Raw genomic sequence first — 15,383 nt, 5'->3', positions numbered from 1 at the left:
CCCGCACGTTGGATGGAACTGCGTCAGCAACTCGAAGCGCGCCGCCACGTCCGGCGCCGTGGCCTTCGATTCCGCCGAGATCCCAAGGCTTATCTCACCAGCCTCGAGGAGCAGGCAGACCAGTTTCTATTGCTGTCTTAGTTTTTTTCAGCGATGGGGCGCAATAGGTTGGGATGCAACCGAATCCAGATCCACCGCTCCTCATCCACCGAAAATCCGATGAGACGTACGTTGACGTCCGCGCTGGCCGCGGCGCTGCTCGCGGTTCCCGCCGCCGCACAGGCCCCGCGCATTACCCCGCACGAGATTGACGGGCACCTGCGCTTTCTCTCCTCCGACCTGCTGGAGGGCCGCGCCCCCGCCACCCGCGGCGGCCGCCTGACCGCCGAGTACATCGCGGCGCAGCTGCGCGGGAGCGGCGTGGAGCCGGGGAACGCCGGCAGCTACTTTCAGCGCGTCCCCATCGACATCGTGGGCGCCGTCCCCTCCACCATCCGCGTAAGCGCCGCCGGCCGCGCGACCGCCACCCTGCGCTACCCGGAGGACGTCGTAGTCTGGGCCGGCTCGGCGGCCGAGCGCAGCGCCGTGAACGCGGAGATCGTGTTCGTGGGATACGGATCGAAGGCGCCCGAGTACAACTGGGACGACTTTGACGGCGTGGACGTGCGGGGGAAGGTGCTTATGGTGCTGGTGAACGATCCGCCCGCGCCCGCCAATGAGCCCAACCTGTTCGGCGGCCGGGCGATGACGTACTACGGCCGCTGGACGTACAAGTTCGAAGAGGCGGAGCGGCAGGGCGCGGCGGGAATGCTCATCGTCCACACCACGGAGCAGGCCGGCTACCCCTGGCACACGGTCGTGGGCTCGTGGGCCAAGGAGCAGCGCATGCTGCCGCGTGACGCCAACCTGCCGGCGCCGTTGGGCGTGCGCGGCTGGATTACCGACAGCGCGGCGACCGCGCTGCTGGGGCAGGCGGGGCTGAACCTGGCCGACCTGCGCCGCCGCGCCGAACGCCGCGACTTTCGCCCCGTGGCCACGGGCATCACGCTGAACGCGGCGTTCCAGAACACGGTGCAGAACCTGGAGTCGGAGAACGTGGTGGGCGTGGTGCGCGGGTCCGACGCCGCGCTGCGCGACCAGTACGTGGCGTTCAGCGCGCACTGGGACCACCTGGGCATTGGCCCGGCGGTGAACGGCGACTCCATCTACAACGGCTCGATGGACAATGCCTCCGGTACCGCCAACATCCTCGCCATCGCGCGTGCCGCGGCGGAAGGCCCGGCTCCGAAGCGATCGCTGATCTTCGTCTTCGTCACGGCGGAGGAGTCGGGGCTGCTGGGGTCGGAGTTCTTCGCGCGGAACCCCAGCGTGCCGATCGCCAGCATCGTCGCCAACCTGAACGTGGATGGCGGCAACATCCTTGGCCGGTCGCTGGACTTTCGCGTGCTGGGCGAGAACAAGAGCAGCCTGGGGCCCCTGTTCGCCTCCACGCTGCAGCCGCACGGCTGGCGCACGGCGCCCGACCAGCACCCGGAGCGCGGCTACTTCTACCGCTCCGACCACTTTTCCTTCGCCAAGGCCGGCATTCCCGCCATCTCCATCGCCGCGGGGACGGAGTACGAGGGCAAGCCGGCCGGCTGGGGCGCGCAGCAGGAGGAGGCGTACACCTCGCGCTGCTATCACCAGCCCTGCGACGAGTACCGCCCGGACTTTGACCTGAGCGGCGCCGCGCAGCTGTCGGAGCTGGTGCTGGGCTTTGGCCTGCAGCTGGCGAACGGCGGGACGATGCCGACGTGGAACGCGGACGCGGAGTTCCGGCGGCCGGCGAGGTAGGGGTACGAGGGTACGGGGTACGAAGGTACGGAGTACGAGAGTACGGGGAGTCTGAGGCGTCGTCGGAGAGTCCGGTGCCGGGGCGCCCCCGGGGGGGGCCCCCCGCCCCCCCCCCCCCCCACTAGCGGGGGGGGGGGGGTGGGGGGGGCCGGGGGGGTGGGGCCCCCCGCCGGCGCCAGTTCGATGCTCGTTGCTGACGACGAGCGCGGCGTGGCGCGGATCGTCCGTCGTGCGCCGCGGCTTGGCGAAACTACACACCTGACCAGACGTGATGATGATTCTGAACCGGATCCTGCGCGGCGCGCCGCTGCTCCTTGCCTTGTGCGCGCTCCCGTCGCGCGCGGCGGCGCAGGACACGCCGGAAGCGGTGGCCCAGCGCTATTACGACACCTTCCGCAGCGGCGACTTTGCCGCCAACGCGGCGCTCATGCATCCGCAGGCGCTGGAGGAGCTGAAGACCACCCTTACCGGGCTGGCGGCGATTCCCGGCGCCACGGAGGACGCGGAGTTTCGCGAGATGTTCGGCGTCAGCAGCATCGAGGAGCTGCGCGCGCTGGCGCCCACGGTGCTGTTCGAGCGGGTGCTGCGCAACCAGCTGGAGGGGGAGCTGCGCGCCATTCTGGCCAGCACCGAGGTCAGCATTCTGGGCCACGTGATGGAGGGCGATACCACCGCGCACGTCGTTTACCGCATGCGGATGAACTTTGGCGGGCAGTCGCTGGACCAGGTGCAGGTGATGCCCCTGCAGCGCTCCGAGGGACAGTGGCGCGTGCTGCTGACCGGCAGCCTGGCGGGGATGATGAACGCAATGCCGCCCGAGCGGCCGCAGTGAGCGGGCTGCACGCCCCGGGGCACGAGGCCGAGCTGGGCGGCGGCGACACGGACGAGCTGGCGGAGCTTAGCGAGCGCGCGGTGGAGATCGCCGCCTCGGACCTGGGCCTGAACCCGCTGCTGTTTGCGCGCGAGCTGGCGCAGGGGGAGATCGGGTTGCTGATCTCCTACCTGCGCGCGGCGGCCGGGCACGTGACGGACCTGGACCTGCGCGTCCGCATCGACCGGCTGCTGCACCGGCTTACGGACTGGACCGAGGACGCGGAGTAATCCGCCCGCCGGTCCATAGGGAGTGGCGCACATTGCACCCCGGTGGTGGAACAAAAGAAAGGCGGGACGGCTGATTCAGCGCGTCCCGCCCATCGTTTTCTCCCGTTGGGAGAACCTCACTCCTTGCCGCGCGTCTCCAGCTTGCGCGCGTACTTTCTGAAGCCGTCCACCACGTCGTCCGCGTACGCGAAGATGTTGCCGACGGCGACCTCGGCCTCGCTGGGCAGCGCCCGCTCCAGCGCCGCGATGGCGCGGCGGATGGCCTGCGCGCGGGCGTGGCCGGCGGTTTTTTCCACGTTGGGGCGGCGGCCACGGCGGCGGCGCTGCGGCTTGTCTTCAAGCGCGGCACGCCCTTCTTCGGTCACGGTCACGTGCCCGTTCCGCTCCACGATGCACTCGCGAAGCTTGAGCGCGCGAATAATGCGGCCGTCCAGGTCGTCGGTAGGTACAGGATCCGCCTGCCGCGTAAGAAAGCGGAGCAGATCAGCCTGCTTTTCGTTGAGTGCTTGAGCCATGTGTGGAAATTGCCTGCAGTCGCGCGGAAAATCAAGAGCTTTGTACAGAGAACTTTGATCGGGAATCCATTTTTCGGAAATTTCGCTCGCAACGCGACATTCGCTTCCCATCCCTGCGCGGCGCAACGAGAAAACGCGCTGAAAAGCGCGCTACGGCCGTGACAGAGACGTTGCAAAGTGGGCGACCCGGGAACATCGCTCCCGGGCCGCCCGTTCATCCGTCCATCCGCAGCGCCCCTCAGCCGCGCATGGATTCGGGGTCGATCCCTTCGCGCGCGCACCACGCGCGGTACGCGGAGGGAAGGATTTCGGACGGTTTGATCTCGCTGCGCCCGCCCCAGAAGACGTTCGTGTATCCGACGGGAATGCCGGCTTCTTCCAGGTGGCGGTCGATGGCGGCCTTGTGGGCGAGCACGGTTTCCTTTTCCGTGCCGTGCGCCACGCCCATCACGTTCACGTTGCCGAACTCCGGCCCGCCCTCGCGCCAGTAGGCGTGGGTCATGATGTAGTGGCGGCCCACCTCGCGCCCCGCGTCCATCTCGCGCCCCGGCGGCACCTGCCAGTGAAAGAGCGCGTTGTAGCGGGTCACGCGCTCGCCCGTGGCCGACGGCTTTACGTGCTCCAGAAAGGTGCTGAACCGGCCCACGACGCCCCGCTCGTTCAGCCCGCGCGCGGTGGCCAGAAAGACGTCCAGCGGCACACCCGCCTCGTCGGCGCGCGCGGCCCACGGGTTTTCGGTGATTTCGCCGGCCGCGAACTCGCGCTTGAGCGGACCCAGCACCTGCCACTCCAGCTCCGTCAACTCCACGACGACGGTGTCCTGCACGTGGCCCAGCTCCTCGCTGCGGGCGCCGGGCTCCATCCCCCGCCGCCGCACGTGGCCCACGCCCAGGGTGAACAGGTTCCTGGCCGGCATCAGCTTGAACGCCTCCGCCCCCACTTTCCCGCGCAGGTATTCCGCGTGCGTTTCCAGCGAAAAGCCCTGCGGCACCTTGAGCGTGGTCCACAGGCGGTAAACGGAGCCGCGGGTCTCGGCGTCGGTGGAGCGGATGACCACGTGGCCGGAGAACGGGTCCTCGCGGAACATGTAGTTGAACGCCGCGTCAAGCCGGTCCGGCGCCACCTTCCACGCCACCAGCGCGCCGGGGGCCAGGTTGGTGGCCAGCATGGTCTGCCGCACGCGGCGGATGACGCCGGCCTCCAGCATGGCCCGGATGCGCTCCAGAACGGTGGAAAGCGGAACGCCGCTCAGCCGGCTGATCTCCACGAACGGCTCCGCCTGAAAGCCCTGCACGCGGTCTTCGGAGACGGCCAGGATCTGCGCGTTCACCGGGTCGGTGATGTCGGTGGGCACCGCTGCCGTCGCCGTGCTGCTGCTATGCTCGCTCATGCTGCTCGATTTCTGATCCAACGCCATGGGGCGCATCGGTGATGATGACGATCCGTCGTGCGGAGTCCACCCCGCCGCGCCCAGAATACCCCGTCACAAACCCCCGCGACAGGGGGAAATGCCTTACGTGGGCGTGCGGAAGTGCGTGAGGGCGGGAGTGCGGGAGTGCGAGAGTGCGAGAGTGGGGCGATGCGCAGCGACCTGTCATGAAGGCCGCGGGTTCGTGGCGCCCCCGTCTCCAGGAGCGAATGATGAATTCGCCGCTGGAAAATCGCGAAGTCCGCCTGCGCGGACTCGGCGGCCCAGCCGTGTGCGGCGTTCCAGGCATTGGCGCGTCCGCGGCCGGGCAAACCTCAGATGCGGGTTGCCGTTGCGCTGTTGAAGCCCCGCGGCCGTTTGCGGGGCTTGTCGCTGTCCCAGCAGCGGGTTCACCCGCTCATCTGGCCGATCATCTGGTCCGCTCATCTGGTCCGCTCATCTGGCCGTTCATCCTCGCCGCCGCCATCTCCGACCCATGGGTTCGCACGCGAGGGCCCGTGCGGCGCTCACGCGGCGCGCCTGCTCTTCCCCGTGATGCGTCTGGCCGTTACACTGTGCGTGCCGGCAGACCGCCGGCCTTTTCCCGAGTGAGCCACATCCCCCCGCCCGGAGGTCCCGTGCGTCCCAGGCATCTCCCCGTCGTGGTGCTTGCAGTTCTGGTTGCGTCCGCCGCGTGCGGCGGCGGTAGCGGCAGCCGTCCCGTGGGCGGTCCCGCGCCGGCCAACGTGGGCGCCGCGATGGCGCCCGCCTCCGCCGTGGAGCAGTTCATGGGGTTTGCCGCGCAGCAGCGGTACACCGAGATGGGCTACGTCTTTGGCACCGCGCGCGGGCCGCTGGCGGAGCAGCAGGCGCCGGCGCGGGTGAACCGGCGCATGCAGGCCATTGCCAGCGTGCTGCGCCACGACACCTATGCCATGACCGGCGTGGTGCCCGTGGTGGACCGCCCCGACGCGCGCCAGGTGACCGTGCAGATTCGCCGCGGGCAGCGCACCATGACCGTGCCGTTTACCGTGGTGCAGGGCCCCGGCGGCCGCTGGCTGGTGGAGGTGGTGGATCTGGAAGCCGCCATGGACGTGCGGAGAAGCTGAACGGCAGGGAATAGGTAATAGGGAGTAGGGAATAGCAGGAACGGCGACGGCAACGCATCGAACGGACCAAGTTCGTCCGCGTTCGCCTCTCGGCGCCTGCGCAACGGCCGGGAAAACCCGTGCCGTTCATCCCTTGCAGGCTATTCCCTATTCCCTATTACCTATTCCCTTCAGTGCCCTTCCTGCAGCAGCTCCACCAGCACGCCCCCCGTCGACTTGGGGTGCACGAAGGCCACCAGGTGGCCGGCGGCGCCGGGGCGGGGGGCTTCGTCGATCAGCTGGCGGCCTTCGGCGCGGTAGCGGTCAAGCTCGTCGGCCACGCTGGCGACGCGGTAGCACAGATGGTGCATCCCGGGCCCGCGCCTGGCGAGGTACTTCGCCACGGCCGAGTCTTCGCGGGTGGGGGCCAGCAGCTCCAGGCGTCCTTCGCCGGAGCCCAGGAACACCACCTCTACCCCCTGTGACTCGACGGTTTCGCGGCCGTACCCCTTGTGGCCGGTGATAGATTCGAAGACGGGGAGCGACTCGTCCAGCGAGTGCACCGCGATTCCAACGTGGTCCAGCGCGCGCTCGGTCATCGGGCTCCGTTTTGGCGGTCGGTTTGAACGGTGATGGTAGAAGCCGCGACAGGATAGCCCGGCGCGCCGGGCGCGGCTACAGGCAACGGGCCCTCGCGGCCCACCGAACGGGGAAGGGACAGGAAATGGCGGACAGCATCAACGTCGCGACGATCACGGACGCGAACTTTCAGTCGGAGATCGCGGACAACGGCGGGCTCTCGATGGTGGACTTCTGGGCGGCGTGGTGCGGCCCGTGCCGCCTGATCGCGCCGTTCGTGGAGCAGCTGGCGGACGAGTACGCCGGCCAGGTGAAGGTGGGCAAGCTGGACGTGGACCACAACCAGAACACCGCGGCCCAGTTCAACGTGCGCTCCATCCCCACCGTGCTGTTTTTCCGCAACGGCCAGCTGGTGGACCAGGTGGTCGGCGCGGTGCCCAAGCCGGCGCTGGAGCGCAAGATCCAGGAGCACCTGGCGGCGTAGGGGACGGGGAACAGGGACGGGTTCCGGGGGATGTGGGCCGAATCGCTTTCCCCGGAGCCCGGCCTGGATCTCCCGTCCGATCTCCCCCGCAAACTGCGCCGCCGGTTGCGCATTGCGAGTCCGCCGCGCCGCGGCTGATTTGCATCTCCAAACCCCGCAAACGCTTGCGCCGCGGCACGGATCGTGACCCCCGCGCGGTCCGGGTACCCGCCGCTCCCGTCATGCCCCCGACAATGATCTACCGCTTTCCTTTTGAAGCCGCGTACCTTCCGCGCACCAAGCTTTCGTACGTAAACCTTCCCGGCATCCTGAGCGACGGCAAGCGCGACCGCCAGGCCCGCGTGCCCGGCTACGTGGCCGTGCAGTTGGGCGAGCGCTGCTTTCTCATCTTTCTCAAGCTGGGCGAGCCGTTCTACGCGGCGCGCATCACCCCGCAGGGGCGCGGGCCGGCCGCGCTTTCCGAAGTGCTGCGGCTGGCGTCCACCGAAAGCGAGCGTGGCGAGGGGGGGCAGATCGGCTACTTTGGCGCGCCGGAGCCGCAGCTGCGGGCCATGCTGGCGGCCCTGGTCACCGATCCGCTGCCGCTGACGGCGGAGCTGGATCCCGGGCGTCCGGAGCGCCTTTTTCCCATCCTGCGCGAGCGCGGCTTTACGGGGGTGATGGAGCTGAACGACGGCGGCAAGCACCACTACCTGGCCTTCGAGGGCGGGGCCTTTCGCACCGGCTGGTTCAGCGAGCGCGACGAATCCGTCCCCATCCCCGAGTTCCTGCGTTCCCTTTTCGTCGCCGGCGCGGTGCTGCAGGCGGCGCTGTATCCATCACTGGACGAGCTGCCGGTGCAGGCGGGGCCGGGGTTCGTGGACCTGTACCGCCGGATGATCGGCGGAACGCTGCGCGAGCTGGCGCTGGCGGCGGGGCGTGAGACGGCGCTGGAGATGATGCAGAAGGGGCAGGGGCTGGCCGCGCTGGAGCACCCCGTGGTCGCCTCGTTCGACATCACCCCCGAGGGGCGCGTGGCGGGCGATCCCGTGGCCTCGCCCGACGGGCTGACGGAGGGGGTGGCGCGGTGGATTACCGAGGTGCTGATCGCCGCGGCGGACCACCACGGCGTGGACCCCGGCGCGGTGGTGGAAAAGGTGGCGCGCGACAGCCGGTTCGTGCTGTCGGAGCACGGCTTTTTTGCGCGGCTTCCCTGGGCGCTGGCGCTCTGAACGTGGCCAGCCTCTACATCGTCAGCACGCCGATCGGCAACCTGGGCGACATCTCCCGCCGCGCGGTGGAGGTGCTGGACGCCTGCGACGTGGTGCTGGCGGAGGACACGCGCCGCTCCGGCATCCTCCTCAAGCACCTGGGGGTGTCGGCGAAGCTGATCTCCGCGCACGAGCACAACCAGGCGTCGCGCTCCACGCTGGTCGTGGAGATCCTGGGCGAGGGGCGCGACGTGGCGATGGTGACGGACGCGGGAACGCCGCTTCTGTCCGACCCCGGCGCCCGCATCGTCCGCGAGGTGGTGGCGGCGGGGTACGACGTCGTCCCCATCCCCGGCGCCTCGGCCCTGCTCGCCGCGCTGGTGGCGTCGGGGATCGACGCGGGGACCTTCACGTTTCTGGGCTTTCCCCCGCGCAAGGGCGGCTCGCGGGCGGAGATGATGGAGGAGATCGCCTCCTCGCCGCGCGCGGTGGTGCTGTACGAGTCGCCCAACCGGGTGGGGAAGCTGCTCGCGGACCTGGCGGAGGCGGCGGGGGGCGAGCGGCGGGTGTGCGTGGCGCGCGAGCTTACCAAGCTGCACGAGGAGTTCTGGCGCGGCACGCTGGCGGAGGGCGCGGAGCGATACGCGGATGCCGAGGTGCTGGGCGAGGTTGTGGTGATCGTCGAGGCGCGGCGGGAGGACGTGGAGAAGGAGGAAGAGGTGGATGCGCTCGCCGCGCACTCCATCGCCCAGGCGCTGCTGCGGCAGGGCGAGTCCGCCAGCGCCGTGGCCAAGGAGCTTCGCCGGCGGCTGGGGATCTCGCGCAACGACGCCTACCGCATCGCGCACGAGGCCGCCGGCGCGGATGAGGAGCCGGCGTAGGCGTCCGGGACTGTGCGGAACGGCAAAAGAATGGGTCTCACACGGAGTCAGCGGAGGAACCCGCGCGGAAGCCGGAAACCCTTGTAATTCCTTGATATTCCGGAAGAGCTAACCGGATTCCAACGACCGAAATGCCCTGTTCTGCCGCCCAACCTATCCCACAACCTATCCCACTCCCGCCGGGCGCCTTGCCCGGAGGGGCAGCCCGCCCGGCCCCACCACCCGACCGCCTGCGCCCCCCACCACCACCGCGCCCCCAGCGACGCACACCGGGCCCCCGCCCCCCGCCCCATCATCACCGCGCCCCGCCGCAGCACTGTGCGAGGTGCTTACTTGACGCGCCCAATAACCGAAAGTCTGGCCCCCTCCCACAAAAAATTTCGGACGGCGGGCTCGGGGGGGACAAGCCCCCCGCTCGCCCACCGTAGGGGGAAGCGAACGCCTATGTCCGGCGTTGCCGGGAACGGGGGGATAACCGGGCCCGTCTCGCCGTGTCTGCCACGGGGTAAAACAGGAGGCAGTCTTTCGTGCACCCTTTACCCGGAGCAGATGAACCGATGCGCTCTTTTCTCATCGCGCTGGCTTGCGCGTCGTTGGCCGCGTTCGCGGCCTCGGACGAATGGGACCCGGCCAACCCCGTGGCACCCGCTTGCGGCGCGTCGAACGTGGGCACCCGCTACGCGGGTGCCTGGGCGTTTGTTGCAGTCGGGGGCGAGGTCCATGAGCCCCCGGCAGGCACTACCTTTACCCCCGGCGTGGGGTGGACGGCGGACGGGGGCTTCTGGCGCCTTCTGGGCCGTTATCCAGACCTGCAGGTGCTGATCGACTGGGGCGACTTCTCGCGCCTGCAGGAGCTTCGCCAGCCGGTCAGTCCACCAACCGGCATATGCTCCCATCACCGCTACCCGGCGGCAGGCACCTACGACCAGCAGACGCGGGTTTTCTCCGATGGTGTGGAGATCGGCCGTATCTCCACCCCCCACGTGGTGGAGGCGGTCCAGTGACCCCGCGCGCCTTTGGCGTTGCTGCAGCCGTAACCGTTGTCCTGGCCGTTGCGCTGGCTGCGCCGCGCCCCCAGCCCCTTCCGCCGAGCGTGGCCCCGCCCAGCGCCGCGACCCCCGCACGGAGCCCCGCACGGAGCCCCGCACGCCCAGTATACGTGGAGTCGCTGTCCGCCGCACATCTGGAGGTAATCGACAAGATCCACCGGCAGGGTCTTGCGCGTGACCCGGAGGTGGCGGAGGCGATGCGCAAGCACGTCCGCCTCTACCAGAGCGGCGGGACCACCCGCGCCAACGCCGCGGCCGACTTCGCCCGATGGCTGCGGCAGTGGGAGGCCCGGAACCCGGCCCGCGCCGCCGCCGCACGCGCACAGCCCCCCGCCGGATGATCCCGCCGCCCCCCGAGGTGCCGACGGGGCCGCTCCCCCAGCGAGGGAAGCGGCCCCGTTTTCCTTCCGGTGCCCCCGGATCACAGACGCACCGCCCCGGCGTCATCCTCCCGAAGCAGTTCCAGCCAACGAGGCCGGGGCACCCCTGCTTCCTCCCATCCGACTTCAAGATCGGCCAGCAGCTTGCCCGCCGTCCCGATCCGCTGCGCTTCCGGCAATCCGGCCAACAGGGTGTCCAGCGCACCGGCGTACGGGCGCGCAACATCCATGTCCAGCGCCGCGTCAACCCGATCCAAGTACCACAACCCGAGCAGCCGCCGGATTCGTGGCTGCGGCACCGTCCGGCCAAGTATGAACTTGTGCAACGTGCTCCGTCCCACTCCCACGTCATCCGCCACCCGACGGATTGATGTAACCTCCGTCTGCGTCCGCGCGAAATCGCGCAGCACGTCCACCGGGATTGCTCGATAGTCTTTCACCTTTTGCGCGGGTTAGCGTTTGTCATTCCTTTCCGTCGCTGTTAGGTCGTTTTCCTTCGACGGCTCCTGAATACCCTGAGTGCGTCCACCCAGCGCGGCGGCGCTGCTCCCGCCTCGGTGTACGCGAGTTCAACCACGGCCAAGACTCCAGCCGCCGTCGCCTCTCGCTGAACCTCCGGCACCCCCGAGAGCAGCGTATCGAGCGCATTCGCGTACGGGCGCGCAACGTCTATGTCATCCCCCGTTTCGATCACGTCGAGATACCACAGACCAATAAGCCGCTTCACCCGCCGCTGCGGGTCCGTTTGGCCGGTGACGAACTTGTGCAGCGCGCTGTGGCTGATTCCAATTTCCTCCGCGACCTGTCTTAGCGACGTTACGTCCGACTGCGAGAGCGCGAAGTCTCGCAAGACGTCCACGGAAAGTGTGCGGTAATCCTTCACCTGTCGCGGCCGTCGCGTATCTCGGCAACCCACGCCGGAACGGCGCGGCGGATGCGGACGTAGCCTTGCCCCACACAGCCGGCCATCGCCTCCATTGTTTCCGCTCGCGTGCTGGGGGGAAGATCGTGCACCAGCACGCGAAGGGCGGCAAGCGCCTCGTCGTGGGTAATGCTGTTACCAGCGTTCCCCGCGTGCTGGAGATACCACAGCCGCAGCCGGTGGATGGTCTTGGTGTACGGCATGCCCCCTTCGAGGAACTTCTGGAGCCCTGACGGGCTCATCCCGATCTCGCGGGCCGCGTTGCGCAAGGACGTTCTCTCCGCCCGATCCATCACGGCATCCCGCATCAGCGGGATCAGCCGCTGTTCCGCCCCGTCCTCCTGGGGAGAAAGCTTTTCCATCAGCGCACGCAACCCGTCTGGATCGTTGGGGTTGTCGTCGGAGATCAGCTTGCGAATCCTTTGCGGCGGCTCCATCTGAGGGCCTTCTCTCATGGTGCGGTTGGTGCCGAGTGCGATGATTTTTCTTTCAACTGATGATGATGGGCATCATCCGCCGATGTGCTACCGTTCGGAGCACCTCCACCCAAGCCGGGGGGGACTCCCCGCCACGGACGTAGCCCGCCGCTAGGCCGTCGAGGAGAACGGTTAGCGTTTCGTCCCGCTGCCCCTCCGGCATGTCGTCGGTCAGCACCTGCAGTGCGGAGGCGTAGGGCCGCGCAAGATCGTAGTCTGGCGCGTTCGTGACCCAATCCAGATACCAGAGCGCGAGTATTCGCCGGACACGCGGTTGTGGCGTCGATCCCCGGCTGACGAACATGTGCAGCGTCGCATGGCCGATCCCCATTTCGGCCGCTACCCTCTTGATCGATCCAGCTTCCACCCTCGTTAGCGCGAAATCCCGCAGAACCTCCAGCGGGACGTCTCGGTGATCGGTCCACCCGAACGGGTTTGCGCGCGTCATCAGGCGCTCCGGCGGGTCACTACCCGCAACGCTTCCAGCCAGCGCGGCGGGGACTCGCCATCACCGCAAAATCCCAATTCTAAGCCGTCCAGAACGATCTCGACGGCGCCTTCCCGCTGTCGCTCCGGCATGCCCTCCGTCAACACGCCCAGCGCCGCCGCATAGGGCCGCACCAGATCCATGTCTGGCGCCGCCTGTAGCCAATTCAGATACGACAGGGCGATTTTGCGGCGGACGCGCGGGTGCGGACTGGTCTGGGCCCCTATGAACGAATGCAGCGTAGTCCGTCCCAATCCCATATCGATGGCGACCTGCCGTATTGAAGTATCTTCCGCACGCGTGCGCACAAAGTCGCGCAGCACTTCAAGTGGAATGTCTCGGAAGTGCGTCCACTGCGCCGGGCCGGAATCCGTCATCCTCCGCACTCCTGCGGAGGGTTCGCCTCATGCGCTCGCCCGGCGAAGTATTCCCGCAGAAGGTCGAGCCATTCCGGCGGCGGTGGCCCCGCCAGCGCGTACAGCGCTTCAACGTTGGTCAGGAGTGCCGCGCTGGCGCGCGCGCGCTCCGCTTCCGGGAGGGCCGCTGTCAGGAACTCCACCGCTGCCTGAGCATCCTGCACGGTGCCCGGTGCCGTCGCGCGTCTCTCGATCGCTTGAACGACGCCCGACAGCTGGTGGAACCATTCACCCGTCAGACCCAGCGGCGCGACCTGGCGCACCAGTCTTCCGAACTCCGGTGGCACCGTGGCCGCATCGGTGGCGAGCCCCAGCACCGTCACGTAGCGCACGAAGGTAGACAGCAGGCCAGCCACATCCTCGGTGGATGCCCGCTCCCACTCCGGCCAGTCCGCCGCGACATGCGCCAGAGCGAGCGCCATCGACCGGAACGTCTCACGCACTTCCGTTTCCGCGTACGTCAGCAAGCACCCGTAATCGTCCTCTGCGCTGTCTCGCCCGCGGTTCCGCTCCAGCCACTGGTGAAGGGGAAGTATGGCGGTCCAGCCGCTTTCTACGCGGTCCATGGCGGACGCGAGCAAGGCGCGCGCTTCGGCGGGACGCACGGACGCGAGACGGTGCCGCGCCGCCGTCCATCCGGGTCCGTAGATCGTTATCTCCAGCTCCGCCCCCGTCACGATGCACACTCCACCGGCGGTTCCCCGTCCGGCCACAGCTTCGCCATGCGTTCTGCCGCCTCCGGAAACTCTTCTCGCGGCGCCAGACGCAACGCCTCCCGCTTTGCCCGCGTGAACGCGGGCAGGTCGCCCGCCACGCGTGCGGCGTGCGCGAGGTCCACCGCCGCCGCATACCGCACGGCGCCACCGATCCCTTCGTCCTTCAGCAGCGCCCACGCTGCACCCGCCGCCGGGGCCCCCGACCGGGGTTTCCCCGCCTCTGCGCGCGCCCGCGCCGTCAGCGCGAAGGCCGCGAGCTGATCCGCTGGCGCCAAGTTCACCAGCGCCGGGACGAGGCGCCGCAGCGCACTCCGTGCGCGTGGCGGTTCGCCGAGATCCGTCCAGAAACGCCCAAGGTCCAGCAGGAGGGCCGCAGCCCCCGCCGCATCGGGCTCATACGCCCGCTGCGCGCCCAACGCGAATTGTGCCGCGCTCCCGTCGTCCCCCTGTCGGCGCGCCAGCCGGAACAGGCCGTGCGCGGCCCGCATTCGTGCCGGGCGCGCGCTGAACCGCCGCCCGGCGCGGTATGCGAACCGGTAGAAGCGGCTCGCCGCAGGCAGGTTCTCCCGGCACTCGTAGAGCGCACCCAATTCGGCCAGGGCGGACGAGTATGCCACCCGGTCGCCGTCGCGGCGGCACACGTCCACAGCCCGCCGCAGCCACGTTTCCGCCCGCGCATCCTGATCCGCACGGCGGGCGTACATGCCCACGTGCAGCGCCGCTTCCCCCAACTTCGGCGCGGCCACTGCGGCGGCCTGCGCAAACGCGACCGCCGTGTGCGGCAGGCTCGCGCCGCTTGCCCATGCGGCAACTTCGAGGCAGCACACCGCCACCACTTCCGCATCCGCCCGGCTCGGGATGGACAGCATCCCGTGCAGCGTATCCACCGGCGCGGACACCTTGCCGGGAAGCTCCGTCGCGGCGAGCAGGGCAAGCCGCGTGTCTGCCGTACCGTCCGCGAAGAGGCTCACGCGCTTCTCGTCCGGCGCACTGGCCCACAGCGTAACGTCCATCACCGTCCGCCAGAGCAGAAATCCCAACTCGTCTGGCGTTTCAGCCAGAATCTGGTCGCCCTCCAGTCCGTCGCGTGGATCGCGCAGCATGGCGGGCGGGATGCACCACAGGCGCGGCGAGCGTTGCCGCCCCTGTCCGCGTGACCCCCTTCTCCCACCCATCAGTTCCCACTCCCGAACATACGCGCGGAGGACGGCGCGACAGTAGGACCAACCGGGCGCTCATGCACCTGTTCTTCGGTGCCGGAATGAGAGCGAGCGGGAGCCGACACCGGCGGTCGTACCCACCCTATGACGCACAATCCCGCATCCTTCTCGTGCTGTCGATCCCGTCGCATGCGTTTCCTCCCGCGTGAGAGAAGATGGAGCGCACTACCTCTGCGGGGTCACATTGAACGGGGCTCGACTTAACGTCAATCCTAATCCGCCACTAAGTGAAAAATCAGCCACGGGCTGGGGCATGTTTGGCGGAACGCGTACCCTAGAGGACGTCGCATAAGGTGCTAGTTCAACCGATACCCTAGTTGCTGTCGTTTTAGGTGCGCGGTACTTTTGCGCGGATCGGGGAATGCCCCCAATCCGCCCGGAATCCCTATCAGCGAGCGCATCCAATGTGGAAAAAAGTTACTCTGTTCTGCGCCACCGCAGTGACTATCGCGGCTTGCAACAGCGGGACGGCGACTGCGCCAGACGACAACACCCCCCCTCCGCTGGATGAACAGCGAAGCGGGGGTACCCTTGGGAGCGGCTATCAGGCTTCGGACGCGAGCGGCGATGCGCGCACGACGAACAGCGACAGTTCGAATGCCCGCTATGGCGGCACGCTAGGCAGCGGTTACTAATCG

19 protein-coding genes are annotated in these 15,383 nt (G+C 68.6%); 9 read left to right on the top strand and 10 right to left on the bottom strand.

The window, feature by feature from the left end:
* Positions 1–219: 219 nt before the first annotated feature.
* The 3 genes from ACOJUJ_RS22650 (at position 220) to ACOJUJ_RS22640 (ending at position 2,934) form a co-directional block, all read left to right on the top strand.
* Positions 220–1,833, top strand: coding sequence for a M28 family peptidase (locus ACOJUJ_RS22650; RefSeq protein ID WP_420129191.1), 1,614 nt, complete (start codon positions 220–222; stop codon positions 1,831–1,833).
* A 271-nt stretch (positions 1,834–2,104) separates the two neighbouring features.
* Positions 2,105–2,665: a hypothetical protein gene (locus tag ACOJUJ_RS22645; protein ID WP_420129190.1), complete on the top strand. Its 561-nt coding sequence runs from the start codon at positions 2,105–2,107 to the stop codon at positions 2,663–2,665.
* Entirely contained in the window at positions 2,662–2,934 is a 273-nt protein-coding gene (locus ACOJUJ_RS22640) for a hypothetical protein (RefSeq protein WP_420129189.1), read from the top strand. The genes ACOJUJ_RS22645 and ACOJUJ_RS22640 overlap by 4 nt, the downstream gene beginning before the upstream one ends.
* 116 nt (positions 2,935–3,050) lie before the next feature.
* Here ACOJUJ_RS22640 and ACOJUJ_RS22635 read toward each other — a convergent pair whose 3' ends face one another.
* A complete protein-coding gene (locus ACOJUJ_RS22635; protein WP_420129188.1) occupies positions 3,051–3,449 on the bottom strand; it encodes a hypothetical protein in 399 nt (132 codons plus the stop codon).
* Between the two features lie 238 nt (positions 3,450–3,687).
* Positions 3,688–4,839: an Lrp/AsnC family transcriptional regulator gene (locus ACOJUJ_RS22630; RefSeq protein WP_420129187.1), complete on the bottom strand. Its 1,152-nt coding sequence runs from the start codon at positions 4,837–4,839 to the stop codon at positions 3,688–3,690.
* Positions 4,840–5,495: 656 nt separating this feature from the next.
* Here ACOJUJ_RS22630 and ACOJUJ_RS22625 point away from each other — a divergent pair.
* Complete coding sequence (locus ACOJUJ_RS22625; protein ID WP_420129186.1) at positions 5,496–5,966, top strand: hypothetical protein; 471 nt, start codon at positions 5,496–5,498, stop codon at positions 5,964–5,966.
* A 170-nt stretch (positions 5,967–6,136) separates the two neighbouring features.
* Here the strand turns inward: ACOJUJ_RS22625 and mce are convergent, their stop codons facing one another.
* Entirely contained in the window at positions 6,137–6,544 is a 408-nt protein-coding gene (gene mce, locus ACOJUJ_RS22620) for a methylmalonyl-CoA epimerase (RefSeq protein ID WP_420129185.1), read from the bottom strand.
* 125 nt (positions 6,545–6,669) lie between these two features.
* On the opposite strand from mce, the gene trxA reads away from it, so the two are divergent.
* The 5 genes from trxA (at position 6,670) to ACOJUJ_RS22595 (ending at position 10,469) form a co-directional block, all read left to right on the top strand.
* On the top strand, positions 6,670–7,008 hold the full coding sequence (gene trxA / locus ACOJUJ_RS22615) for a thioredoxin (RefSeq protein WP_420129184.1): 339 nt from the start codon (positions 6,670–6,672) through the stop codon (positions 7,006–7,008).
* Between the two features lie 221 nt (positions 7,009–7,229).
* Positions 7,230–8,219 (top strand): hypothetical protein, encoded by a 990-nt coding sequence (locus ACOJUJ_RS22610; RefSeq protein ID WP_420129183.1) that lies wholly within the window; start codon positions 7,230–7,232, stop codon positions 8,217–8,219.
* A gap of 2 nt (positions 8,220–8,221) precedes the next feature.
* Entirely contained in the window at positions 8,222–9,079 is an 858-nt protein-coding gene (rsmI, locus tag ACOJUJ_RS22605; RefSeq protein ID WP_420129182.1) for a 16S rRNA (cytidine(1402)-2'-O)-methyltransferase, read from the top strand.
* A 557-nt stretch (positions 9,080–9,636) separates the two neighbouring features.
* The gene (locus ACOJUJ_RS22600) at positions 9,637–10,083 is read left to right on the top strand and encodes a hypothetical protein (protein WP_420129181.1); all 447 of its coding nucleotides are present in this window, start codon (positions 9,637–9,639) and stop codon (positions 10,081–10,083) included.
* Positions 10,084–10,238: 155 nt separating this feature from the next.
* Positions 10,239–10,469: a hypothetical protein gene (locus ACOJUJ_RS22595; RefSeq protein ID WP_420129180.1), complete on the top strand. Its 231-nt coding sequence runs from the start codon at positions 10,239–10,241 to the stop codon at positions 10,467–10,469.
* 80 nt (positions 10,470–10,549) lie between these two features.
* Here the strand turns inward: ACOJUJ_RS22595 and ACOJUJ_RS22590 are convergent, their stop codons facing one another.
* From ACOJUJ_RS22590 to ACOJUJ_RS22560, 7 genes are all read right to left on the bottom strand, one after another.
* The gene (locus tag ACOJUJ_RS22590; protein WP_420129179.1) at positions 10,550–10,924 is read right to left on the bottom strand and encodes a hypothetical protein; all 375 of its coding nucleotides are present in this window, start codon (positions 10,922–10,924) and stop codon (positions 10,550–10,552) included.
* Positions 10,925–10,989: 65 nt separating this feature from the next.
* Positions 10,990–11,391 (bottom strand): hypothetical protein, encoded by a 402-nt coding sequence (locus tag ACOJUJ_RS22585; RefSeq protein ID WP_420129178.1) that lies wholly within the window; start codon positions 11,389–11,391, stop codon positions 10,990–10,992.
* The gene (locus ACOJUJ_RS22580) at positions 11,388–11,867 is read right to left on the bottom strand and encodes a hypothetical protein (protein ID WP_420129177.1); all 480 of its coding nucleotides are present in this window, start codon (positions 11,865–11,867) and stop codon (positions 11,388–11,390) included. The genes ACOJUJ_RS22585 and ACOJUJ_RS22580 overlap by 4 nt, the downstream gene beginning before the upstream one ends.
* Positions 11,868–11,919: 52 nt before the next feature.
* Positions 11,920–12,354: a hypothetical protein gene (locus tag ACOJUJ_RS22575; protein WP_420129176.1), complete on the bottom strand. Its 435-nt coding sequence runs from the start codon at positions 12,352–12,354 to the stop codon at positions 11,920–11,922.
* Positions 12,354–12,770, bottom strand: a complete 417-nt coding sequence (locus ACOJUJ_RS22570) for a hypothetical protein (RefSeq protein ID WP_420129175.1) — start codon at positions 12,768–12,770, stop codon at positions 12,354–12,356. Before ACOJUJ_RS22570 ends, ACOJUJ_RS22575 begins: the two co-directional genes overlap by 1 nt.
* Positions 12,767–13,486 (bottom strand): hypothetical protein, encoded by a 720-nt coding sequence (locus ACOJUJ_RS22565; protein ID WP_420129174.1) that lies wholly within the window; start codon positions 13,484–13,486, stop codon positions 12,767–12,769. The genes ACOJUJ_RS22570 and ACOJUJ_RS22565 overlap by 4 nt, the downstream gene beginning before the upstream one ends.
* Positions 13,483–14,628 (bottom strand): hypothetical protein, encoded by a 1,146-nt coding sequence (locus ACOJUJ_RS22560; protein WP_420129173.1) that lies wholly within the window; start codon positions 14,626–14,628, stop codon positions 13,483–13,485. The genes ACOJUJ_RS22565 and ACOJUJ_RS22560 overlap by 4 nt, the downstream gene beginning before the upstream one ends.
* Positions 14,629–15,383 lie beyond the last annotated feature (755 nt).

Origin of the sequence: Longimicrobium sp., assembly GCF_048594345.1 — a bacterium.
Taxonomy (GTDB): Bacteria; Gemmatimonadota; Gemmatimonadetes; order Longimicrobiales; family Longimicrobiaceae; genus Longimicrobium.
This window is presented reverse-complemented; position numbering and strand designations above follow the sequence as displayed.

Bases quoted from the DNA above. Each gene is read 5' to 3' on its own strand.
- ACOJUJ_RS22560 (WP_420129173.1), bottom strand. From the start codon at position 14,628: ATGCTGCGCGATCCACGCGACGGACTGGAGGGCGACCAGATTCTGGCT.
- trxA (WP_420129184.1), top strand. From the start codon at position 6,670: ATGGCGGACAGCATCAACGTCGCGACGATCACGGACGCGAACTTTCAG.
- ACOJUJ_RS22600 (WP_420129181.1), top strand. From the start codon at position 9,637: ATGCGCTCTTTTCTCATCGCGCTGGCTTGCGCGTCGTTGGCCGCGTTC.
- ACOJUJ_RS22580 (WP_420129177.1), bottom strand. From the start codon at position 11,867: ATGGAGCCGCCGCAAAGGATTCGCAAGCTGATCTCCGACGACAACCCC.
- ACOJUJ_RS22610 (WP_420129183.1), top strand. From the start codon at position 7,230: ATGCCCCCGACAATGATCTACCGCTTTCCTTTTGAAGCCGCGTACCTT.
- ACOJUJ_RS22575 (WP_420129176.1), bottom strand. From the start codon at position 12,354: ATGACGCGCGCAAACCCGTTCGGGTGGACCGATCACCGAGACGTCCCG.
- ACOJUJ_RS22650 (WP_420129191.1), top strand. From the start codon at position 220: ATGAGACGTACGTTGACGTCCGCGCTGGCCGCGGCGCTGCTCGCGGTT.
- ACOJUJ_RS22645 (WP_420129190.1), top strand. From the start codon at position 2,105: ATGATGATTCTGAACCGGATCCTGCGCGGCGCGCCGCTGCTCCTTGCC.
- ACOJUJ_RS22570 (WP_420129175.1), bottom strand. From the start codon at position 12,770: ATGACGGATTCCGGCCCGGCGCAGTGGACGCACTTCCGAGACATTCCA.
- ACOJUJ_RS22635 (WP_420129188.1), bottom strand. From the start codon at position 3,449: ATGGCTCAAGCACTCAACGAAAAGCAGGCTGATCTGCTCCGCTTTCTT.
- mce (WP_420129185.1), bottom strand. From the start codon at position 6,544: ATGACCGAGCGCGCGCTGGACCACGTTGGAATCGCGGTGCACTCGCTG.
- ACOJUJ_RS22630 (WP_420129187.1), bottom strand. From the start codon at position 4,839: ATGAGCGAGCATAGCAGCAGCACGGCGACGGCAGCGGTGCCCACCGAC.